This window comes from Deinococcus sedimenti, assembly GCF_014648135.1.
In the GTDB taxonomy this organism is placed as follows: Bacteria; Deinococcota; Deinococci; order Deinococcales; family Deinococcaceae; genus Deinococcus; species Deinococcus sedimenti.
The window spans coordinates 234,174-255,457 of record NZ_BMQN01000002.1 but is presented as its reverse complement, the minus strand read 5'-3'; the positions used below and the strand labels follow the sequence as shown (position 1 = coordinate 255,457).

The window sequence follows — 21,284 nt, the reverse complement described above, 5'->3', positions numbered from 1 at the left end:
CCTTGAAACATGCCGGTGGGCTCCTACCAGCAGGTGTAGCCGCCGTCGACGACCAGGGCGTGCCCGGTGACGAAACTGGCGGCGTCGGACGCGAGGTACAGCACGGCCGGGGCGATCTCGGCGGGTTCCGCGAGGCGGCCCATCGGGGTTTCCTTGAGCCACGTCTCGCGCCACTCGGGGGTGTCCAGGCCGCGTTTCGTGAGGGGCGTGGCGGTGTAGCCGGGCGCGACGCAGTTCACGCGCACGCCGCGCGGCGCCCACTCGCCCGCCAGGGAGCGGGTGAGGTGGATCACGGCGGCCTTGCTGGCGTTGTACGCCGCCTGCGGTTGCGGATGGTTGCTGATCAGGCCGCTCATGCTTGCCGTGGAGACGATGCTGCCCCGGCCGCGTTCCAGCATGCTGCGGCCGAATTCACGGCAGCACCAGTACACGCCGCTGAGGTTCACGTCGATCACGGCGCGCCAGTCGTCGTCGGGGGTGTCCTCGGCGGGGGTGTTGCGGACGATCCCGGCGTTGTTCACGAGAACGTCGACGTCCGGAAGCTTCCGGGCCAGGGCGGCGACGGCACTGGCGTCGGTGACGTTCAGCACCTCGAACTGCCCGCCGAGGCTGCGGGCGGCGGCGTGGCCGGTGTCGGGATTCAGGTCGGCGATGGTCACGCGCGCGCCGGCCTGCGCGAGGCCCTGCGCGATCTCGAAGCCGATGCCCTGCGCGCCGCCCGTCACCAGGGCGTGGCGGCCGTCCAAGCGGAAGAGGTCGAGGATGGTCATGCGTGTTCTCCTTGGGTGGAGGTGACGTGCAGGGCGCGCAGCGCGCCGACCGGGCCCAGGGTGGCGAGGCAGGTGCGGGCGTCCAGGTAGGCCTGCACGAAGGCGGGAGTTCCGGCCAGGTCGCCGAACACGTCGGGCTGATCGAGGAACGCGCCGGGGCGGGTCTGGTCGGCCAGCGCAGCCAGGGTCAGGGTGGGCGCACGGACGTCCACCAGGGGCTCGCCGCGCGTGGCGGCGTGCGCGACGTACGCGCTCCAGGCGGCGACGACCAGCGCGCAGCGGCGCAGGTCTCCGCCCTGCGCGGCCTGTTCGCGGGCGACGGGCAGCAGGAATTTGGGAATGCGTTCGCTGCCGTCCACGATCAGGCGGGCCAGCGTGTCCTGAATGGCGGGGTTCGAGAACCGTTCGATCAGTTCGTGCTGGTAGGCGCTCAGGTCGATGCCGGGCACGGGGTGCAGGGTCGGCTGGGCTTCGAGGGCCATGTAGTCCAGCAGGAACTGGGCGTAGTCGGGTTGCTGGCAGACCTCGTGCACGAACGTGTGGCCGCCCAGGAGCGCGGGGTAGCTCATGGCCTGGTGCGCGGCGTTCAGCAGGCGCAGCTTCATGAGTTCGTACGGTTCGACGTCCGGCACGAGCTGCACGCCCGCGAGTTCCAGGGGGGGGCGGCCGCAGGTGAAGTGGTCTTCCAGCACCCACTGCGTGAAGTGCTCGGCGACGACGGGCCACGCGTCGCGCACGCCGTAGTCGCGTTCCAGGTCGGCGCGCAGGGTGTCGGTGGTGACGGGCGTGATGCGGTCGACCATGCTGTTCGGGAAGGCGACCTCGCGGTCGATCCAGTCGGCGAGGTCCGGGTCCTGGCGGCGGGCGAAGGCGGTCAGGACGCGCCGGGTGACGTGCCCGTTGCCCTGGATGTTGTCGCAGGACATGACGGTGAAGGGCGGGTGGCCGCGCTCGCGGCGGCGGCGCAGACCCTCGGTCAGGAAGCCCAGGGTGCTGCGGGGCACGGCGCCGGGTTGCAGGTCGTGCAGGACGTCCCCCGCAGGGTCGAACTCGCCGGTGGCGTTGTTCAGGCTGTAGCCGCCCTCGGTGACGGTCAGGGACACGACGCGCGTGGCGGGGTGCGCCAGCCGCTCGCAGACGGCTTCGGGGTCGTCGGGGGCGAACAGGTAGTCGTGAATGGCGCCGATCACGCGGGCCTCGCTGTGGCCGTCCGGGGCGCGGGTCAGCAGGGTGTAGAGGTGGTTCTGGTCGCGCAGGACGTCGCGCATGTGGGCGTCGCCGGGCAGGACGCCCACGCCGCAGATCGCCCAGCCGTGCGCCTGCCCGAGGTTCAGCAGCCGGTCGAGGTACATGGCCTGATGCGAGCGGTGGAACGCGCCGACGCCGAAGTGCACGATGCCGGTCCGCAGGCCGCGCGGGTCGTACGTGGGTACGGCGACGCGGGCGGCCAGGGCCGGGAGGCTCGCGGCGCGCAGGGGGAAGCTGGGGGTGGTCACGGTCACTTCACCGCTCCGAAGCTCAGGCCGCGCACGAGTTGCCGCTGGGCGACCCAGCCGAAGATCAGGACCGGCAGGACGACCAGGGTGGCGGCGGCGCTCAGCTGCGCCCAGAACAGACCCTGGCTGGTCTTGAATTCACCAATGAACACGCTCAGCGGCGCGGCGTTGGCGCTGGTGAGGTTCAGGGCGAAGAACACCTCGTTCCACGCGAAGATCAGGCACAGCAGCGCGGTGGCGGCCATGCCGGGCGTGCTCAGCGGCAGGGCAATCCCGAAGAATTCCTGCGCGACGGTCGCGCCGTCCACCTTGGCGGCCTCGTAGATCGCGTAGGGGATCTCGGTCATGTAGGAGTGCATCATCCACACGACCAGCGGGAGGTTCATGGTGGTGTACATCAGGATCAGGCCGGGCAGCGTGTCGAGCAGGTCGAGGTTGCGGTAGATCAGGAACAGCGGCACGATGACGCCCACGGCGGGCATGAATTTCGTGGACAGCATCCAGGTCAGGACGCCCTGCGCGCGGCGGGTGGGGTACACGGCCAGCGCGAACGCCGCCGGGAGGCCCAGGATGAAGGCCAGGATGGTGCTGCCCACGGCGGCCGCCAGTGAGTTGCGCAGCGCCGGGAAGTACGTGCCCATGGCCTTTTCGAAGTTCTCCAGGGTGGGCGTGAAGATGAACACGGGCGGGGTGGCGAAGGCCTGCGCCTCGGTCTTGAAGGCGGCCATGAACATCCACACGAGCGGGAACAGGAACGCGGCGGCGATCAGGTACGTGACCAGGGTCAGCAGGGCGTTTCTCAGTCGGATCTGGGCTTTCATACGGACTCCGACTGAACGGTTTGCGCCAACCGTTCAGTTCGAGCGGATGCGAGAGGGAGCGAAGCGGGTTCCGGGCGTGGAGTGAGCAACCCGGTGATGTTCCGGGTTGTGAACGAAACAGACGGAATCTGCCTCATGTCATTCGCTCCTGCTGGTGCGGGTCAGGAGGCGCAGCATGTACGCGGCGAGCACGTTCGTGAGGACCACGGTGATCACCCCGGCGGCGCTGGCGAGCCCGATGTTGTACTCCGCGAAGGCCTTCTGGTAGATGAAGTACGGCAGGTTGGTGGTGGCCAGCCCGGGCCCGCCGGACGTGCTGCCATAGATCTCGCCGTACACCTGCAGCAGCGCGATGGTTTCCATCAGGACGACCACCTGGATGGCCTGCGTCCAGTGGGGCAGCACCACGTAGCGGAATTCCTGCCAGGGGCTGGCGCCGTCCAGGCGGGCGGCTTCCAGCTGATCGTCCGGGAGGCTCTGCAGGCCGGTCAGGAGGATCAGCATGGCAAAGGGCGTCCATTCCCAGGTGATCATGGCGATCACGCTGGCCATCGGGTGCTGCGCCAGGAAGTCCACCGGCGGCAGGCCCAGGCTGGTCAGCACCCAGGAGAAGAACCCGAAGGCGGGGTTCAGGAGCATGTTCTTCCACACGACCGCCGTCACGACCGGCATGACCAGGAACGAGCTGATCAGCAGGGTGCGCAGCAGCGCCCGGCCCGGGAAGTCACGGTTCAGCAGCAGCGCCAGGGCCGCGCCGATGATCAGGGTCAGGATCAGGGTGCCGCCGGCCAGGACGACGGTGTTCCACAGGATCGTGAGGTTCTGCGGGTCGGTCAGCAGGTTCTTGTAGTTGTCCAGCCCGATGAACGGGCGGGCGCCGGGAATGGCGAGGTTGTAGCGGAAGAACGAGTAGTACACCGTCATGAAGAACGGCACCTGGGTGGTCAGGATCAGGTACAGCAGGGCGGGCCAGATCAGCGCGGCGGGGGTCAGACGGAAACCCCGCTTGGGGGCGGGGGCGACGCTGGCGTGCGGGGTGGCGGCGGCGGTCATGAAACTTCACCTCCTGTGTGGACGGGGTGGGCACTGCGGTGCAGGGGAGGCGAGGTGGTCGCCTCGGGCCTCCCCTGGGGTGCGCTGGGACTGTGCTGGACGGAGTGGGGGCGCGGCACTGGAGGTCGCCGCGCCCCCCGTGGGGTTACTTCTGGTAGCCGCCTTCGCGGGCGGTCTTGTTCGCGGCGTCCTGCGCGAGTTTCAGCGCCTGATCGACGGTGTACTGGCCGCTGAGCGCCCCGGCGAGGTACTGGCCGACCTGCGTGCCGAGCGCCTGGAATTCGGGGATGGCGACGTACTGCACGCCGGTGTAGGGCACGGGGTCCTTGGTGGCCTTGTTCACGTCGGCCGTGTTGATGCTGCTCAGGACCAGGCCGCTGAAGGCCCCGGCGGCTTTCTTGTAGTTGGCGTTCTGGTAGGTGCTGGTGCGGGTGCCGGGGGGGACGCTGGCCCAGGTGCCCTTGGTCTTGGCGACCAGCGCGATGTAGTCCTTGCTGGTGGCCCAGGTCAGGAACTTGAAGGCGGCGTCTTCCTGCTTGGTGCTCTTGGGAATGGCGAGGTTCCAGCTCCAGTACCAGTTGTTGCCGCGGGGGGTGGTGCCGACCGGGGCTTTGGCGAAGCCGACGGATTTGGTGATCTTGCTGCTGCTGGGGTCGCTGAGGAACCCGGCAGCGACGGTCGCGTCGACCCACATGCCGCACTTGCCCTGACTCATCAGGGTGAGGTTCTCGGTGAAGCCGTTGCCGGTGGCGCCGGGAGGGCCGTAGCGTTTGACGAGGTTCACGTAGAAGGTCATGGCGTTCTTCCAGGCGGGGCTGTTCACCTGGGCCTGCCAGTTATTGTCGAACCAGCGGCCGCCGAAGGTGTTGACCATGGTGGTGAACAGGGCCATGTTCTCGCCCCAGCCGGGCAGGCCGCGCAGGCACACGCCGTAGATGCCTTTGCTGGGGTTGTGGATCTTGCTGGCGAAGCTCTGCACCTGGGTCCAGGTGGGCTGGGCGGGCATGGTCAGTCCGGCGGCCTTGAACAGGTCCTTGTTGTAGTAGGTCATGCTGCTCTCGGCGTAGAAGGGCACGGCGTACAGGTTGCCGCCGACGGTCAGGGCGCCGCGCACGCCGGGCAGGACATCGGCGAGGTTGTAGCTCTTGGCGATGTCGGGGTACTTGCCGAACAGGGGGCTGAGGGGTTCGAGCCAGCCGTTCTTGGCCCAGATGGGGACCTCGTAGGCGCCGACGGTGGCGAGGTCGAAGCTGCCGGCGCCGGAGGCGACGTCGAGGGTGATCTTCTGGCGCAGTTCGTTCTCGGGGAGGGTCACCCATTTGACCTGGATGTCGGGGTATTTCTTGTTGAACTCGGGGGTGAGTTTCTGCATGGTGACCATGTCCGGGTTGTTCACGGTGGCGATGGTGATGGTCACGGCGCTGGCCTGGCTGAGGACGGCGGTCAGGGCGAGCAGGGCAAGTCGATTCACGGGTGGTTCCTCCATGGGACAGGGCCCGGTCAGGGGCGTGCTGGGCAGGGCTGCGCCGGTGACGTCAGCGCAGGTTCAGGTGACGGGTTCACCTGAGTTCGGATTGAATGGTCTCGTGGCCATTAGTGAACCACACTTGTTTTCAATTGTCTACAGGTACCACCCCCGGGGACATCATGTGAAAATGGTCTCGTGTCCAATCGCTTGAGCCACACCCTCGCACTGACCTACAATGCAGGCGTGTCCACCATCCAGGACGTCGCCCGGCTGGCCGGCGTCTCCCCCACCACCGCCAAACGCGCCCTGAAAGAACCCGACAAGCTCACCCCGGACACCCTCGCCCGGGTCCGGCAGGCCATCGCCCAGCTTCACTACGAACCCGACCAGCGCGCCGGCAGCCTGCGCGGCGGCCAGAGCACCACCGTCGGTCTGGTCGTCGGCTCAATCCTCGAACCGTTCTTCGCGCAGTTCGCCCGCACCGCCTCGCATGTTCTGGCGGACGCCGGGTACACCCTGATCATCAGCGAGAACGAGTACAGCGCCCAGCGCGAACTCCAGGAACTCCGGCGCCTGTACGGCCTGCGCGTGGCCGGCATCATGCTGCGCCCCGGCTACGGCCAGGACAGTCAGGAGTACCTCGCGCGGCTGCGCTCACGGGGCGTGGCCATCACCGAGTACGACTACCGCCCCCCCCACCACGACGAGCCCAGCGTCATGCTCGACAACGCCGGGGCCGTGCGGCAGGCCGTCACGCACCTGCACGCCCTCGGGCACCGCCGCATCGCCGCGCTGGGCACGTACCACCCGGTCATCCACCCCGAGGAACGCAGCCGCGCCTTCCCCGAGATCATGAACGCCCTGGGCCTGACCGTCCCCACCGAATACCAGCGCGTGACGCTCCTCAACGAGGACACGGCGTACACCCTGACCAACGACCTGCTGGACCTGCCCGAGCCGCCCACCGCGCTGATCGCCCTGACCGGCACGCAGGCGTCCGGCGCGTACCGCGCGCTGCGCGAGCGGGACCTGCGTCTCCCGCAGGACATCAGTCTCGTGACGTTCGACAACTACCCCTGGACCGGCCTGGTGGACCCGCCCATCACGGTGCTGGAACAGCCGGTGGAGGCCATGGCCGAGCAGACGGCCGCGCTGATGCTGGCGCAGCTGGGGCACGCGCCGATCCGTCAGCGGCACGTGGTGCTGCACGCCCGCCTGATCGAGCGCGGCAGCACCGCTCCACCCGCGCGTCCCTGACCAGAAACCGCTTTCTCCGGGCGGTTTCGATCCACCCGGTGCGTTCAGCTCGTCCGCTGCGCCTCAATCCGGTCGGCCCAGGCGGCCAGAAACGCCCCCAGCTCTGACTGCCGGTCCACCCGCGCCGACGCGTGCGGCGCCAGCAGCGGCAGGGTCCCCACCTGCACGCCGAACGCCGCGACCTCCAGCATCGCCAGGTCGTTGTCACTGTCGCCGAACGCGACCGTGCGGTCATGCGGCACGCCCAGCGCGTCCGCGATCAGGCTCAGCGCGGCGCCCTTGTGCGCGCCCTCAGGCGTGACCGTCAGAAAATGCGGATACGGCGCCTGCGCGCCCGTCAGCACCAGATGCGGGTGAGAGTCCCGCAGTCGCCCGGCCAGGTCCGCCACGTCCGGGTGGTAGTACCCGGCCTTCAGGATGCCGCCCCGCGGGGCGTCCGCGAACGGCCGGAACGACCGCGCCTGCATCCACGCCTCGGGCTCCACGCCGGGCGGCAGGTCCACGTACAGGGCGTCCTCGGTGAACAACACCACCCGCGCGCCCCTCAGTTCGTGCGCCAGCACCGCCTCCAGGTCGGCGTCGGTGAAGGCCGCCTGGATATGCAGGTCCTCCCCGACCAGGACCCGACCGCCATTGTTCGTGGCGACCGCGTGCGGCTGCATGGCCTCCCGCACCGCGCCGGGCGGCGTGTCGCGTCCCGTGATGATCGCCAGCTGCACCCCCAGCGCCCGCAACCGGCCCAGCGCGCCGATCACGTCGGGCGTGGCGGCGCGTCCCGCGTCGGGAATCAGGGTGCCGTCCAGGTCGAAGGCCATCAGCAGCGGCAGCGTGGCCGGAAGATGCGCGGGCAGGTTCACGCGGGGCAGCCTAGCAACTCGGCCCGGCAGCGCGCGAGGGCCCACGGCATCTCGGCCGGGCTGCTCACGCGGCGCGGGGTGCCGTCCAGCGCCGGGTGCGTCCCGACCTGCAGGAACGTCCCGGCGTGCGGGCGCATCGCCGCGTCGGCGGGTCCGTCGCCGGCCGCCACGATCCGGTCGCCCGGGACGTTCAGGGCCGCCGCGAGGTCCCGCAGCGCCGCGCCCTTGCAGCCGTCGCCGCGCACCAGGGCCAGGCGGGTGCGGCGCTCCCGGATGACCGTGACGTCCGGCAGCAGCGCCCACTGCGCCTGCAGTTCGTCCAGCCGGCTGACGTCCGGCTGGCCGTGCACCAGTTTCAGCGCGCCGCGCGGCGCGCGCCAGTGGTCCGCGAAATCCGGGTCGCTGCTGCGCAGGGTGTGGCGGGGGTCCTCGGTCACGATGACCGTCTTGCCCTGCGCGGGATTCAGTTCCCAGCGGTTCAGTCGGCTCATGGCGGCCTGCAGGACCGGTGTGGGCAGGGTGCGGCTCCAGCGGACGGTGTCGCCGGTCTGCAGCCACGCGCCGTAGCAGCGGGACACGGAGTGCAGCGGCCAGCCGCTGAGCAGAGGCGTCTTGCCGCCGCGCGCCGTGATGACGGCCACATGCGCGCCGCCTTCCACCCAGCAGAGCAGTTCCGGCAGCAGGTCCGGCGCGGGCTGCGAGTCCGCGTCGATCAGGGTGCCGTCCAGGTCAAGGGCGAGCAGCGCGGTGGGCATCACGGTCCTACGGTAGCGGGTCTGGGGCGCGGGTGGGTGGGAAAGGCCGCGCGCCGCCCCCCACGTGGGGGGCGGCGCGTGTAGAGGCGGGGGGTTACTCCTCGCTCGTGGCTTTGGCGGCGTTCTTGGCGGCGGCGTCCTTCATCACGCGGCTGCGGTCGCTCTTGATGCGGGCGGCCTTGCCGCGCAGTTCGCGCAGGTAGTACAGCTTGGCGCGGCGGACCTTGCCGCGCTCCAGCACGGCGATCTTGGCGACCAGGGGGCTGTTGAAGGGGAACACGCGCTCCACGCCTTCACCGAAGGAGATCTTGCGGACGGTGAAGCTCTTGCGGCTGCCGGTGCCGTTGATGGCGATCACGACGCCCTCGAAGGCCTGGTTGCGGGTGCGGTTGCCTTCGACGACCTTCGTTTCCACGCGGACGGTGTCGCCGGGGCGGAACTCGGGCAGGTCGGCCTTCAGGTGGGGCTGCTCGACGGCGCGCAGAATGGCGCCACGGTTCACTTTGATTGCGTGCTGCATGGTTGACTCCTCCGGGCAGCGGACCGTCCCACCGTCCCGCTGTCTGCGGGCAGAGACGTTCATGCTCCTGTTGCACTGATCGCCGGTGCGGGCGACCAAACCGTGACAGTATACGCAGGCACCGGCCGCCCCGGCAAGCGGCGCGCAGTGGGACGAGGGCAGCCAAATCGTCTTTACCTCACCTTCATGACGGGAGCAGAGTGTGATGCTGGACGCTATGACCACTCAGGAAGGGACGTCACGCCAGCTTGCTCAGGTGCAGGAGGCGTCCCTCGCGCAGCGCCGCCGCGTGTCCGAGGTCCGCGCGCGCCAGCATGTCGGCGCGGCCGGCTGGGCGCAGACGAGCGCACTGAATATCATCATCCAGACGGGCCGCGAGGGACTGGCGGCCACCGACGCGCTACGCGAGGTGCTGCACCTCACCTCCACGCAGCTGCGGGAACTGCCCATCAGTGACGAACCGGGCCGCCAGGACCACGTGGACGCCCTGCGCCGCATCCTGGAAAGTGGCGAGGCGCAGTTCACGGCCGCGCAGACCCTGGACGCCCTGGTCACCGAGGCGCTCGACGACGTGACCCGCACCCCGGTCACGGACGTGAGTGCCGGGCAACTGGACCGCCTGAGCCGCCGCGTGCGCCAGCAGGTCGAGACGCTGAACCTGATCATCCAGGCGGCGCGCGCGCAGGCCAACACGCTGGAGCAGCTGGGCGAACTGGAACGTGTCAGCACCGAGTTCCATGGGCAGGTGGCGCAGCTGCACGCCCTGAGCGCCGAGAACGAGGCGCAGGTGCTAGGCGAGGCCGGTGAGCACCTCGTGCACCGGCTGGGCGAACTGGACAACTCCCCGCACCAGCTGGACGCCTTATCTCGCATTGGCGAAGCGGTCGCCGATCAGCTGGGTGGTACCGGCGACGCGCCCGAGGATCAGGCCGAAGCGCTGGAGGATCTGGCGCGGCAGATGGAGCAGAAAGCCGCAGAACTGCGCGAACCCTGATCGCACCCGACCGGAGGGGGACCGCCTGCCATCACGCAGCGGTCCCCCTCCGGCATTCAGGCGGCAAGTCAGGCCGGTGCGGTGGGCACCCAGAAACGCAGGATGGGCTTCGGGTGGTCAGGCACCATGAATTGCCCTTCGAGCACGCCGCCGTTCTTCTCGATGGTGCGGCGCGAACCGGTGTTGTCGGCGTCGCAGGTCACGAGGGCCGACTCGATGCCCAGCTGCCGGGCGCGGCGCAGCGACCCGGCGAGGATGCGGGTGGCGTGCCCCTGGCGGCGGGCGCCAGGCCGGACCTCGTAGCCGATGTGACCGCCGAACTCGCGCAGGCGGGCGTTCAGGGTGTGGCGGATGCTGGCGCGGCCCAGGTACGTGCTCCCGTCCACCAGCCACAGGTACTCGGAGTGCACGAAGCCCTCGGGGAGGGTGTGGCCCGGCTCGAAGCGGCGCAGGTGCGCCAGGAAGGCCGGGAAGTCGCGTTCCATGTCGGTCACGTCGAAGCTGAGGGTGTCGCCCAGACCGCTGCCGGTGGCCTGCGCCTCGCGCACGGCGTCCAGGAAGCTCGTCTTGAACCGTTCGTCGGGGGGCACCAGTTCCATGCCCCACCCTAAGGCGCGGCGCGGCGTCTGCCCTGAGCCAGATGGCGCAGCGCCCCAGCGGGGCGTCCGGGCGGTATGGACGGGCTCGACCAGCGCGGGGCGCGGCATTCACCACGCGGCGTGGTCAATGCGGCGCAGACTCCCGCCCAGGGCACGTTAAAAGGCCCCCACGCGGACGTACAATCGCCGCATGACCGCCTCCCCCTTCGCCGTCCGGGACCTCGGCGTGACGCCGTACCGGGACGCCTGGGACATCCAGAAAACCCTGCACGCGCAGGTGGCCGCCGGGGACGCCCCGCCCACCCTCCTGCTCGTGGAACACCCGCCCGTCCTCACGCTGGGCCGCAAGGCGCGCGAGGGCACCAACATCATCGTCACCCGCGACTACCTGCACACGCAGGGCATCGAGGTGCTGGACGTCGAACGCGGCGGGGACGTCACGTACCACGGCCCCGGCCAGCTCGTCGCGTACGCCATCTTCCCCGTCGGCCGCCGGGTCGCGGACTTCCTGCGCCTGCTCGAACAGGCGACCATCGCGGCCCTGCACGACCTGGGCCTGGAAGACGCCCGGCCCAACCCCGGCTACGCGGGCGTGTACGTCACCGCGCGGGACGTGAACGGCCTGACGTACGATCAGAAGATCGCGTCGTTCGGCGTCGCGGTGCAGCGGCACGTCGCCCTGCACGGCCTCGCGCTGAACGTGAACGCGAACCTCCAGCATTTCGACCTGATCGTGCCGTGCGGCCTGACGCAGACGCACATGACCAGCGTGCAGCGCGAGTACGACCTGCGCGGCCTGAACAGAGCGGCCAGCATGCCAGAGGCCAGAGACGCCCTGACGCGCGCCTTCCACACCACCTTCGCCCAGTACGACTGGACGCTGCCCACCCCCGCGGCAGCCGGGAGCTGAACCCATGACCCACGAGACCAAGGAACCCAAGTTCATCAAGAACGGCATCTACCGCAAGGACAGCGTCCCGGTCCGCGACAAGAAACCCGAGTGGCTGAAAGTCACCATCCCCACGGGACAGGTGTTCACGGAAGTCCGCAAGATCGTCAAGGAACACCGCCTGCACACCGTGTGCGAGGAAGCCATGTGCCCCAACATCGGCGAATGCTGGAGTCGCGGCACCGCCACGTTCATGCTGATGGGCCACATCTGCACCCGCGCCTGCCGCTTCTGCGCCGTGGACACCGGCAACCCCATGGGCAAACTCGACCTCGACGAACCCCAGGGCGTCGCCGAGAGCGTCAAACTCATGGGCCTGAAGTACGTCGTCCTGACCAGCGTGGACCGCGACGACCTCCCGGACGGCGGCGCGTACCACTTCGCCAAGACCGTCCAGGCCATCAAGAAACTCAACCCCGAGACGCGCGTCGAGGCCCTCACCCCCGACTTCGGTGGGAACACCCACTGCGTGGACCTAGTGCTGGACAGCGGTGTGGACACCTACGCGCAGAACCTCGAAACGGTCCGCCGCCTTACCCACCCCGTCCGCGACATCCGCGCCGACTACGACCAGACCCTGAAAGTCCTCGCGCACGCCAAGCAGGCCCGCCCCGACGTCATCACCAAGACCAGCATCATGCTCGGCCTGGGCGAAACCCGCGAGGAACTCCGCGAAACCATGCGCGACTGCCGCGACGCCGGCGTGGACGTCCTCACCTTCGGACAGTACCTGCGCCCCACCATGCACCACCTGCCCGTCGAGCGCTACGTCTCCCCCGCCGAATTCGACGAGATCCGCGAGGAAGCCATGAGCCTCGGCTTCCTGGAAGTCGTCAGCGGCCCGCTGGTGCGCAGCTCCTACAAGGCCGAGCAGATCGTCATGGACCGCCCTGGCACCCTCCCCGAACACCTCGCGCACCTCGGCGAGGGTAGCGAACTCAGCCTGATCTGACCCTCGGAGCTCAGCCCGCCGGACGCCCCACGCGCCCCGGCGGGCTGAACCCGTAATGCTCCCGTAATGCGCCGGGCGGACCCTCTGGGCAGGAGGTTTCACCATGACCACCCCCCTGCTCGTCAAGGACGCCCTGCACGCCCAGGCCGTCACCCTCTCGCCGCACAGCCCCCTCACGGAGGCCGTGGTCACCATGCAGGAACTGCGCGTGAAGCGCCTGCCCGTCGTGCAGGAGGGCCGGGTGGTGGGCATCGTCACGGACGGCGAGATCCGCCGCGCGCTGCCCGCCCTGACCGAGGGCCTGACCCCCTGGGCGTTCGTGGACCGGGTGAGCCGCGTGCGGGCGCGGGACATCATGCGCCAGCCGGTCCTGACCGTCACGCCCGACACGACCGTCCCGGCAGCGCTGCGCCTGATGCTGGACCGGCGCGTGGGTGGCCTGCCCGTCGTGGACACCGACGGTCAGCTGCGCGGCATGCTGACCCTGACCGACATCCTGCGCGCCGAGTCCAGAGCGGCTCGCCTCCACTGGGGCGCGGTCGAGCAGCACATGACCCGTGACGTCGTGACGGTCACGCCCACCACGCCCGCCAGCGAGGCCGCCGCCACGCTGAAGGTCACGCGCCTGCACGTCCTTCCCGTGGTGCAGGACAACCAGCTGCGCGGCGTCCTGCACGCCAGTGACCTGTCGGACGCCGTGGACCGCGCCGCGGCGACGCACGGACCGACCGTGATGGCCGACCAGTTCTTCCTGACCGGACTGAGCGCCGCCGACCTGATGCGTCCCCCCACCGGGTACCTGACCGAGAGTGTCCCCATGCGGGACGCGCTGACCCGCATGCTGGACCTGGACGTGCACGGCCTGCCGGTCATCACCCAGGACGGGGACCTGCTGGGCGTCGTGACGATCAGCGACGTGATCCGCACGGTGCTGGGCGACAGCGTGAGCGCCGGCAGCGTGACCGCGTAGACCCACCTCGGATAAAACGAAAGAACCCCGTCAGTGACGGGGTTTCTCTTTCTTGGTGCGGATGCCCAGACTTGAACTGGGGACCTCACGCTTATCAGGCGTGCGCTCTAACCAGCTGAGCTACACCCGCGCACCTATTGTTGTTCGCGCTGTCCTCTCGGGCAGGCGGGCATAAATGTATCAGGGGGTCTGCGGACTGTCAACACCTGTGGGGCGGGTCAGCGGGGCCAGAGGGCGGGGGTGCCGCCGGGGGTGATGGTGGCGTGGGTGTCGAGGGCGTAGCGGTCGGTCATGCCGCTGAGGTAGTCGCAGGTGGCGCGTGGCTGGCCTTCGCTGGCGGCCAGGGCGCGGTAGGTGGGTGGGAGCATGCTGGGGCGGTTCATCAGGGCGTGGTACAGGCCGTGGAGGACCTGGGTGGCCTGTTCGACCTGCATCTCGACCCGCCAGTGGCGGTAGAGGTTCTCGCGCAGGAAGGTGCCCGTGTCGCGCAGGAGGTCGCGCATGTCGGGGCTGTACGTGATGAGGCGGGTGGGCCAGGCGCGGACCTGGGCGGGGGTGGTGACGCCGCTGGCCGTGATGCTGGCGTGGCTGGCGTGGGTGAGGTCGCGGATCAGCCAGCCGAGCAGCTGGCGGTGCAGGGTGCGGCGGCCCTGTTCGCTCAGGTCGTGTCCGTGCAGTCCGGCGCGGCGGGTGAGTTCGGTCCACAGGGGCAGTTCGTTCAGTTGGTGGGGGGTGATGAGGCCGCTGCGCAGGCCGTCGTCGAGGTCGTGCGCGGTGTAGGCGAGGGCGTCGGCGGCGTCCACGACCTGCGCTTCCAGGCTGGGCTGACCCAGGCCCGCGCGGTGATGTTTGTTCAGGCCGTCCAGGGTGTCGCGGGTGAGGTTCAGGCCGGGGTACTCGCTCTTGGGGTGTTCGAGCAGCGTGACGATCCGCCGCGCCTGGAGGTTGTGGTTGAAGCCGCCCTCGTCGGCCAGGAGCTGGTTCAGGACGCGTTCCCCGGCGTGCCCGAACGGGGGGTGGCCAAGGTCGTGGGCGAGGGCGATGGTCTCGGCGAGCGTCTCGTTCAGGCCGAGGCTCAGGGCGACGCTGCGGGCGACCTGCTGCACTTCCAGGGTGTGGGTCAGGCGGGTGCGGTAGTGGTCCCCGGCGGCCGAGAGGAACACCTGCGTCTTGGCTTCCAGGCGGCGGAAGGCGGTGGTGTGCAGCACCCGGTCGCGGTCCTTCTGGAAGGCGGTGCGGGTCTCGCTTTCGCCTTCTGCGTGTTCGCGTCCGCCGTGGTCGCGGCTGAGGGTGGCGGTGGGGGCCAGCGTGGCGGCCTCGCGCGCTTCCAGGTCGGGGCGGGTGAACATGCGCGCAGTCTATGACCGCGTGGGGGTGCGGGGGCGGGTGCATTACAGTTGCCGGAAGATGACCGGCGAGACGACGGGTGGGACGAGGGTGGTGTATGACGGGCGGATCGTGCGCCTGGAACTCCTGGACGGCAAGTGGGAGGTGGTGCGGCACGCGGACGCGGTGGCGATCCTGGCCCTGAACACGCGCGGGGAGATGCTGCTGGTCCGCCAGGAGAGGCGCGCGGTGGGGGCGTTCACGGTGGAGGCCCCGGCCGGGCTGATCGATCCGGGCGAGACGCCCGAGCAGGCGGCGCGGCGCGAGTTGCAGGAGGAGGCGGGCCTGGACGGCGACGTGACGCTGTTCACGCGCTTCTACGCCAGCCCTGGGTTCTGCGACGAGTTCCTGTACGTGTTTGAGGCGACGAACCTCCGGGAGAGCAAGCTGCCGCACGACGAGGACGAGGAGGGCATCGAGGTGCTGTGGCTGCCGCCCGCGCAGGTCCTGGCGGGGCTGCGGGACGGGACGCTGATCGGCAGCGCGTCCACAGTGGCGGCCGCCATGCACGCCGTGATCCTGCTCGCGGGCCGCCAGGGTGGCGCGTGAAGACGTACGTGTCGCCCGGACAGCGCCCGGACACCGCCACGGTGGTCGCGGTCGGGTCGTTCGACGGGGTGCACCTGGGGCATCAGGCCCTGATCGCGCAATTGAAGGCCAAGGCGCGCGAGCACCGGGTGCCCAGCGTGGTGTACACCTTCGATCCGCCCACGCGGGTGCTGACGCAGGGCGTGGAGTTCCTGTCCACCCTCCCGGAGAAACTGGACCTGCTGGCCCGCTACGGCGTGGACGAGACCATCGCGGCGTCGTTCACGCCGGAGTTCGCGTCCCGCCCGAAGGAGGCGTTCCTGGATGACCTGCGCCTCCTGCGCCCCCGCGCGATCGTGGTCGGCGAGGACTTCCACTTCGGGCGGGGCCGCGCCGGGAGCGCCGCGGACCTGCGCGAGGTCGCGCCGGAGGTCGTCGTGGTGCCCATCCACGGCCTGAGCGGCGAGGACATCAAGAGTACCCGCGTGCGCGAGTACCTCAAGAGCGGGGACGTGGACGGCGCGCGGCGCCTGCTGGGCCGCCATTACGACGCGCAGGGCGTGGTCGTGCAGGGCGACCAGTTGGGCCGCACGATCGGCTGGCCCACCGCAAACATCCGCGTGCCGGACGGCAAGGCCCTGCCGCTGGGCGTATTCGCCGTGGTGGCCGTGGGGGATCACGGGCGCTGGCACGGCATGGCGAACGTCGGCTTCCGCCCCACCGTGAACGGCACCGACCGCCGCTTCGAGGTGCACCTGTTCGACTACAGCGGCGACCTGTACGGCCAGGAATTGCAGATCAAGTTCTTCACGCACCTGCGCGGCGAGCAGAAATTCAGCGGACTGGACGAACTGAAGGCCCAGATCGCCCGCGACGCACAGGCGGCGCGCGACGCCCTGAAAGACGTCCGGTAATCACCTCCTGCGCCGAGTCAGGCTCCCCTTAAGGGGAGCTGTCGGCGCAGCCGACTGAGGGGTTCAGCCGCCCGGGGGCTTCCTCAGTTCACGGTGAAGTTGCTGATGTTCCATTCGCCGAAGCCGTCCATGATGCCCTCGTCGCCGAGGCCGGACGCGAAGCGGGTGGGGTACCCGTAGGTGGGGTCGAAGGTCTGCCGGACGATGGGGCAGGGGGCTTTCACCTGGGCTTTCAGGGTGGCGGCGATCTCGTCGAAGCGGGCGTCCATGGTGCGGGCGGACAGGGCGGGGTTCACGGTGCCGTCCTGTCCGGGGGCCAGGGCGGTGCGGGTCACGCGGCCGCCGCTCACGGTGACGCGGGTGCCGGGGAACAGGACGGGCGCGGCGATCTGGTTCACGTCGTAGGTGTAGTTCGCGGGGCGCTGGCTGGCCCACAGGGCGCGGGCCTGGGTCAGCTGGGCGTTCAGGGCCTTGAAGTCGGGGCGGACGTACCCGGCGCGGCAGCCGAAGGGGGCGGTGGTGGGCGCGCCGGTCTGGGAGCCGCTGCCGCCCCCCGCGAGGGCCGCGCCGGTCACGGCGGTCAGCAGGCCGGTCAGGAGGAGGCGCGGAACGGTGCGGCGGACGGTGAGGGTCATGGGGGCAGCGTACGGGCCGAAGCTGACGGGCGGCTGAGAGGTGGGGGTGGTGAGGGTTGCGGTGCGCCCGGCGGGTGGGGCGTACCCTGGGCGGCATGAGCACGGACGCCCTCTCCCCTGTTTCGTCCCCCGAGTCCTCCGCCGAGCTGCCCGCGGTGCTGGACCTGGGGTACTCGTTCTGCCCGAACGACACGTTCATCTTTCACGCGCTGCACGCGGGGCTGGTGCAGGGGCCGCTGCCGGTGCGCGAGGTGCTGGAGGACGTGCAGACCCTGAACGAGTGGGCGCTGTCGGGGCGGTTGCCGATGACGAAGATCAGTTACCGCGCGTACTTCGAGGTGATGGACCGGTACGTGGCGCTGCGCGCGGGCGGGGCGCTGGGGCGGGGCGTGGGGCCGCTGGTCGTGACGCGCGGGGACGTGCAGGACCTGAACGGGCGGACGGTGGCGTCGCCGGGTGCGCTGACCACGGCGGAGTTGCTGCTGCGGCTGGTGTTCCCGGAGGTGAACGTCGTGCGGATGCGTTACGACGAGGTCATGCCTGCCGTGCAGAGCGGCGAGTGCGCGGGGCAGCCCATCGACGCTGGGCTGATCATTCACGAGTCGCGCTTCACCTTCCACGAGTACGGGTTAACCCGCCTGCTGGACCTGGGCGCGTGGTGGGAGCAGGACACGGGCCTGCCGCTGCCGCTGGGCGCGATCCTGGTACGCCGCGACCTGCCGCTGGAAATGCAGCGTGGCCTGAACGCGGCGGTGCGGGCCAGCCTGGAGTACGCGTACGCGCACCCGGACGCGGCGCGCGCGTACATCCGCGAGCACGCGCTGGAGATGTCCGACGAGGTCATGCAGGCGCACATCGACCTGTACGTGAATCCCTTCAGTCTGGATGTGGGCGACGAAGGTGAGCGGGCCGTGCGGGAACTGCACCGCCGCGCGGTGGAGGTGGGCGCGACGCGGCCGTCGGACCTCCCGCTGTTCGTGACTCTCTGAACGGGTCGCCAGCCCGGGCAGGTTAAACCGGACATGAAGCTCCGCACTGTGATGCCGTGGGCGTCCAACGAGCCCGACTGCGGATGGAGGTGAGGATTTTAAGGACCGGGCGTTCATTCGTGGGGTAGGCTGTACGGGTGACGAAGCAAGGTGCGCCAGCCGTTCCCGCCATCGAGGTGAGGGGGCTGTACAAAACGTACGGTTCGAATGCCGTCCTGGAGGACGTTCATCTGACCGTGAAACCCGGAGAGGTGTACGCCCTGACCGGCCCGAACGGCGCCGGGAAGACCACCCTGATCCGCACCATGACCGGCCTGGCGTTCCCCAGTCAGGGCGAGATCCGCCTGCTGGGCCGCGACGTGCACACCGACGGTGAGCGCGCCCGCGCGTACCTGGGCGCGGTCGTGGAGGCCCCCGCGAAGTTCTACCCGCAGTTCACGGGCACGCAGAACCTCCAGATTCACGCGAACCTGTCTGCGATGGCGCCGGGCGGCCGCAAGATCAGCCGTGACCGCATCCGCGAGGTGCTGGCGCTGCTGGAATTGACGCGCATGGCTGACCGCCGGGTCGGCGAGTACTCGCTGGGGCAGCGGCAGCGGTTGGGCGTGGCGAGCGCCATGCTGGCCGAACCGAAGGTCCTGATCCTCGACGAACCCACCAGTGGCCTGGACCCGCTGGGCATCGGGCTGATCCACCGGATCGTGACGAGTCTCGCCACGAGCGGCTGCGCGGTCGTGCTCAGCACGCACCACCTGCGCGAGATCGCCACGTACGCGCACACGGTCGGCATCCTGACCGGCGGGCGACTGGTGGACACCGTGGACCTGCGCGCCCGGCAGGCCGCGTACCGTTTCCGTGTGGACGACCCGGTCGGCGCGGCGGCGGTGCTGGAGCGCCTGCCGTTCGTGCGGCGCGTCAGCACCCGCACGCCGTACGCGATCGCGCACCTGGGCGGCGAGTCGCGTGTGCCGGACGCCCTGTCGCACCTGCACAGCGAGGGCATCCGCGTGTTCGAGGCCAGCCCGGACCACTTCGACCTGTACGAGTACTACCGCGAACGCGTGGAGCAAGCCTGATGACCATCATCCTGACCGACGGGGGCCGCGCATGCTGACCCTGCTGACCCTGGAATTCCGCAAACTGTTCGGGGCGCGCAGCGTTCACCTGGCGCTGCTCGTCACGCTGCTGCTGCCGCTGCTGTGGGCGTTCGCGCCGCGCCTGAGCCAGCTGATTCAGGTCTCGCTGGTCAGCGGCTGGCAGCTGCCCGCCGTGAGTATCGGCGTGACCATCGGGTACCTGCTGCCGCTGTTCATCGCGGTGACGGTCGGCGAGATGATCGGCGCGGAGGTCTCGCAGGGCACGCTGGCGCCGCTGCTGCTCCGCCCCGTGAACCGCGTGAAGGTCATCGCCAGCAAGCTGATCGTGTCCCTGACCTACCCGTTCATCCTGATCTTCACGACCATCCTGGGCTCCCTGATCGCGGGCATCCCGATGGGCTTCGGGACGTTCTCCGGCGGGACCGGCATGGGTCCGGGGCTGTTCGTGGGGGTGGGCACCCTGACGTCCAGCGCGGCCTTCGCGGAGGTGCTGCGCGGCGGGCTGCTGGCCGGCGTGGTCCTGATGCCGGTCGCGGCGCTGTCCCTGCTGTTCGGCGTGATGTACCTGAACACGGCGGCGGCGGCCCTGGCGACCTTCGCCACCCTGATCGTCATGCGGCTCCTGGTGGTGCTGCCCGACACCATCCAGAGCATCCTGCTGACCAGTCACCTGAACCTGTACGTGCAGCAGGGCGACATCCTGCAGTCCCTGATCCTGCTGCTGATCTACACCGCGGGCTTCGGGCTGCTGAGCATCTTCGCGTTCGACCGCCGCGACGTGTAACACAAGGCGCACGCCGGGGAGGGGGTCACGGTTCACACCGGGCCCCCTCTGCCCGTGCCCGCGGTGGTCACCGCGGAATCAAGCGGAGCGAGCACCTGACACACCTGCGGTTGGAAGTGGAATTGAGGGGCGCGCTGTTGGCTCCTGAACCGAACTGGCCACCGCTGTCAATTCTGTCTGCGCGACCATGCACGCTGCGCTACAGTGCGCCGCGCCCCCCCAGCGGGCCCAAGGAGGTCTTATGCGTCACCCTGTTCTGCTCCTCAGCCTGGCCCTGATGGCCGTCACTCCTCCCGCACTCGCCGCGCCCGCGCAGCCCAAAGCGCAGCAGCTGGCGGTGTTCAAGGTCGCCGCGCTGGCCAGTGCGACCGTCACGCCCGCCACGCTGCTCGCCTCGGGCGTGGCCGCCGAGACGGTCACGATTCCGGCCGATTACCTGTACAAACGGGACCTGCGCGTGCGCGCCTACGACCTGGACGCGTTCCTGAAGGCCCGCATCCCGGACATCGAGGCGCTGGCCGCGCAGGGCGCGCAGGTGATGTTCTGGTGCCGCGACGGCTACGCGCCCATGGCGAAACTCTCGGACCTGCTGGGGCGCGGCGGCCTGATCGCCGTGGCGGACGCCGACGCGCCGGATGGCGTGCAGTGGCCGGACGCACCGTACAGGACGTCCGTCCTGACCGCGCCGGAGATCGGCCACTACGTCGTGTGGCGCGCCGCCCAGTTCCCCGCGAAGCCGCAGCCGTGGGGGCTGGAGACCATCTACATCCTGCCCGCAGGAACGGCACTGAAGAAATAACGCCGGGGTCCACTCTGCCCGGTCCGCCGCCCGGCCATCCCCTGCCGGACGGCGGACCTTCGTTCGGGCGCATACAGCGGTTTTCAGTTCCTTCCTGGGGCCAAGGGCAGGCCACTGGGCTCCACTGCCAACCGCTGGGCGGGTACTCGCGCTGCTCGTTTCAGGGAGACTGAGGAAACCGCCTCCCTGAAACCCGCTGTATGAGCTAGCCTGCGCGCATGACGGCTCCCCTCTCCCTGAATGCGGGCGGCAGCCTGTATGACCGGATCGGTCCGGACGCGCTGTCGGCCCTCGTCACGCGCTTCTACGGGCGCGTGGCGCAGGACCCGCTGCTCGCCCCGATCTTTCCGGCGGACCTGACCCTGACGGCCGAGAAGCAGTTGGCGTTCCTGACCGGTTTCCTGGGCGGGCCGCCGCTGTACCACGAGCGATTCGGGCATCCGCGTCTGCGGGCGCGGCACCTGCCGTTCGAGATCACGCCGGAGCGGGCGCGGGCGTGGCTGGCGTGCATGCAGGGCGCGCTGCGCGACACGCCGCAGATCGGGGCGGACGAGGCGCGGGAACTGTACGAGGCCCTGTCGCGCGTGGCGGTGCACATGGTGAACTCGGATCCGGCATCCGGTTCGGGGTCTCCACTGTGAGCTGGGCTCGGGTTGGACAACTCCTGGCAATTGACTAGCAGGGTGGGGGC

23 protein-coding genes and 1 tRNA gene are annotated in these 21,284 nt (G+C 69.7%); 12 read left to right on the top strand and 12 right to left on the bottom strand.

The window, feature by feature from the left end; all coding sequences use genetic code 11:
* Positions 1 to 23: 23 nt before the first annotated feature.
* From IEY69_RS07980 to IEY69_RS07960, 5 genes are all read right to left on the bottom strand, one after another.
* Positions 24 to 770, bottom strand: a complete 747-nt coding sequence (locus IEY69_RS07980) for an SDR family NAD(P)-dependent oxidoreductase (protein ID WP_189072611.1) — start codon at positions 768 to 770, stop codon at positions 24 to 26.
* The gene (locus IEY69_RS07975; RefSeq protein ID WP_229783745.1) at positions 767 to 2,272 is read right to left on the bottom strand and encodes a mannitol dehydrogenase family protein; all 1,506 of its coding nucleotides are present in this window, start codon (positions 2,270 to 2,272) and stop codon (positions 767 to 769) included. Before IEY69_RS07975 ends, IEY69_RS07980 begins: the two co-directional genes overlap by 4 nt.
* A complete protein-coding gene (locus IEY69_RS07970) occupies positions 2,269 to 3,087 on the bottom strand; it encodes a carbohydrate ABC transporter permease (protein ID WP_189072610.1) in 819 nt (272 codons plus the stop codon). Before IEY69_RS07970 ends, IEY69_RS07975 begins: the two co-directional genes overlap by 4 nt.
* Positions 3,088 to 3,225: 138 nt before the next feature.
* Positions 3,226 to 4,140 carry a carbohydrate ABC transporter permease gene (locus IEY69_RS07965; protein WP_189072609.1) on the bottom strand — a complete coding sequence of 305 codons (915 nt, stop codon included), beginning with the start codon at positions 4,138 to 4,140 and terminating at the stop codon, positions 3,226 to 3,228.
* A gap of 145 nt (positions 4,141 to 4,285) precedes the next feature.
* Positions 4,286 to 5,611, bottom strand: a complete 1,326-nt coding sequence (locus IEY69_RS07960) for an ABC transporter substrate-binding protein (protein WP_229783744.1) — start codon at positions 5,609 to 5,611, stop codon at positions 4,286 to 4,288.
* Between the two features lie 240 nt (positions 5,612 to 5,851).
* Here IEY69_RS07960 and IEY69_RS07955 point away from each other — a divergent pair, with 240 nt between their 5' ends.
* Entirely contained in the window at positions 5,852 to 6,865 is a 1,014-nt protein-coding gene (locus IEY69_RS07955; protein WP_189072607.1) for a LacI family DNA-binding transcriptional regulator, read from the top strand.
* Positions 6,866 to 6,909: 44 nt separating this feature from the next.
* On the opposite strand, the gene IEY69_RS07950 is transcribed toward IEY69_RS07955, so the two are convergent.
* From IEY69_RS07950 to rplS, 3 genes are all read right to left on the bottom strand, one after another.
* Entirely contained in the window at positions 6,910 to 7,722 is an 813-nt protein-coding gene (locus tag IEY69_RS07950; RefSeq protein ID WP_308425450.1) for an HAD-IIB family hydrolase, read from the bottom strand.
* Positions 7,719 to 8,477 (bottom strand): HAD hydrolase family protein, encoded by a 759-nt coding sequence (locus IEY69_RS07945; protein ID WP_229783795.1) that lies wholly within the window; start codon positions 8,475 to 8,477, stop codon positions 7,719 to 7,721. The genes IEY69_RS07950 and IEY69_RS07945 overlap by 4 nt, the downstream gene beginning before the upstream one ends.
* 94 nt (positions 8,478 to 8,571) lie before the next feature.
* A complete protein-coding gene (gene rplS, locus IEY69_RS07940; protein ID WP_189072605.1) occupies positions 8,572 to 8,997 on the bottom strand; it encodes a 50S ribosomal protein L19 in 426 nt (141 codons plus the stop codon).
* Between the two features lie 217 nt (positions 8,998 to 9,214).
* On the opposite strand from rplS, the gene IEY69_RS07935 reads away from it, so the two are divergent.
* Positions 9,215 to 9,991 carry a hypothetical protein gene (locus tag IEY69_RS07935; RefSeq protein WP_229783743.1) on the top strand — a complete coding sequence of 259 codons (777 nt, stop codon included), beginning with the start codon at positions 9,215 to 9,217 and terminating at the stop codon, positions 9,989 to 9,991.
* A gap of 68 nt (positions 9,992 to 10,059) precedes the next feature.
* Here the strand turns inward: IEY69_RS07935 and IEY69_RS07930 are convergent, their stop codons facing one another.
* Positions 10,060 to 10,590 (bottom strand): GNAT family N-acetyltransferase, encoded by a 531-nt coding sequence (locus IEY69_RS07930; protein ID WP_189072603.1) that lies wholly within the window; start codon positions 10,588 to 10,590, stop codon positions 10,060 to 10,062.
* Between the two features lie 190 nt (positions 10,591 to 10,780).
* Here IEY69_RS07930 and lipB point away from each other — a divergent pair, with 190 nt between their 5' ends.
* The 3 genes from lipB (at position 10,781) to IEY69_RS07915 (ending at position 13,461) form a co-directional block, all read left to right on the top strand.
* The gene (gene lipB / locus IEY69_RS07925) at positions 10,781 to 11,500 is read left to right on the top strand and encodes a lipoyl(octanoyl) transferase LipB (protein ID WP_189072602.1); all 720 of its coding nucleotides are present in this window, start codon (positions 10,781 to 10,783) and stop codon (positions 11,498 to 11,500) included.
* A gap of 4 nt (positions 11,501 to 11,504) precedes the next feature.
* Positions 11,505 to 12,491 carry a lipoyl synthase gene (gene lipA / locus IEY69_RS07920; RefSeq protein ID WP_189072601.1) on the top strand — a complete coding sequence of 329 codons (987 nt, stop codon included), beginning with the start codon at positions 11,505 to 11,507 and terminating at the stop codon, positions 12,489 to 12,491.
* A gap of 103 nt (positions 12,492 to 12,594) precedes the next feature.
* Positions 12,595 to 13,461: a CBS domain-containing protein gene (locus tag IEY69_RS07915; RefSeq protein ID WP_189072600.1), complete on the top strand. Its 867-nt coding sequence runs from the start codon at positions 12,595 to 12,597 to the stop codon at positions 13,459 to 13,461.
* A 53-nt stretch (positions 13,462 to 13,514) separates the two neighbouring features.
* Here the strand turns inward: IEY69_RS07915 and IEY69_RS07910 are convergent.
* Both IEY69_RS07910 and dgt read right to left on the bottom strand, forming a co-directional pair.
* Positions 13,515 to 13,591 (bottom strand) — tRNA-Ile (locus IEY69_RS07910).
* 88 nt (positions 13,592 to 13,679) lie between these two features.
* The gene (dgt, locus tag IEY69_RS07905) at positions 13,680 to 14,810 is read right to left on the bottom strand and encodes a dGTP triphosphohydrolase (RefSeq protein WP_189072599.1); all 1,131 of its coding nucleotides are present in this window, start codon (positions 14,808 to 14,810) and stop codon (positions 13,680 to 13,682) included.
* A 58-nt stretch (positions 14,811 to 14,868) separates the two neighbouring features.
* On the opposite strand from dgt, the gene IEY69_RS07900 reads away from it, so the two are divergent.
* Positions 14,869 to 15,396 carry an NUDIX domain-containing protein gene (locus IEY69_RS07900; RefSeq protein ID WP_189072598.1) on the top strand — a complete coding sequence of 176 codons (528 nt, stop codon included), beginning with the start codon at positions 14,869 to 14,871 and terminating at the stop codon, positions 15,394 to 15,396.
* Positions 15,393 to 16,289 carry a riboflavin biosynthesis protein RibF gene (gene ribF / locus IEY69_RS07895; RefSeq protein ID WP_174368120.1) on the top strand — a complete coding sequence of 299 codons (897 nt, stop codon included), beginning with the start codon at positions 15,393 to 15,395 and terminating at the stop codon, positions 16,287 to 16,289. The genes IEY69_RS07900 and ribF overlap by 4 nt, the downstream gene beginning before the upstream one ends.
* 83 nt (positions 16,290 to 16,372) lie before the next feature.
* Here ribF and IEY69_RS07890 read toward each other — a convergent pair whose 3' ends face one another.
* On the bottom strand, positions 16,373 to 16,924 hold the full coding sequence (locus IEY69_RS07890; protein WP_189072597.1) for a DUF6174 domain-containing protein: 552 nt from the start codon (positions 16,922 to 16,924) through the stop codon (positions 16,373 to 16,375).
* Positions 16,925 to 17,019: 95 nt separating this feature from the next.
* On the opposite strand from IEY69_RS07890, the gene IEY69_RS07885 reads away from it, so the two are divergent.
* From IEY69_RS07885 to IEY69_RS07865, 5 genes are all read left to right on the top strand, one after another.
* Positions 17,020 to 17,913: a 1,4-dihydroxy-6-naphtoate synthase gene (locus tag IEY69_RS07885; protein ID WP_189072596.1), complete on the top strand. Its 894-nt coding sequence runs from the start codon at positions 17,020 to 17,022 to the stop codon at positions 17,911 to 17,913.
* Positions 17,914 to 18,050: 137 nt separating this feature from the next.
* Positions 18,051 to 18,989, top strand: coding sequence for an ABC transporter ATP-binding protein (locus tag IEY69_RS07880; protein ID WP_189072595.1), 939 nt, complete (start codon positions 18,051 to 18,053; stop codon positions 18,987 to 18,989).
* A gap of 31 nt (positions 18,990 to 19,020) precedes the next feature.
* Positions 19,021 to 19,794 carry a DUF2705 family protein gene (locus IEY69_RS07875; protein ID WP_189072594.1) on the top strand — a complete coding sequence of 258 codons (774 nt, stop codon included), beginning with the start codon at positions 19,021 to 19,023 and terminating at the stop codon, positions 19,792 to 19,794.
* Between the two features lie 241 nt (positions 19,795 to 20,035).
* Positions 20,036 to 20,593, top strand: a complete 558-nt coding sequence (locus IEY69_RS07870) for a hypothetical protein (RefSeq protein WP_189072593.1) — start codon at positions 20,036 to 20,038, stop codon at positions 20,591 to 20,593.
* A 218-nt stretch (positions 20,594 to 20,811) separates the two neighbouring features.
* A complete protein-coding gene (locus IEY69_RS07865) occupies positions 20,812 to 21,234 on the top strand; it encodes a globin domain-containing protein (RefSeq protein ID WP_189072592.1) in 423 nt (140 codons plus the stop codon).
* The last annotated feature ends 50 nt before the right edge of the window (positions 21,235 to 21,284 follow it).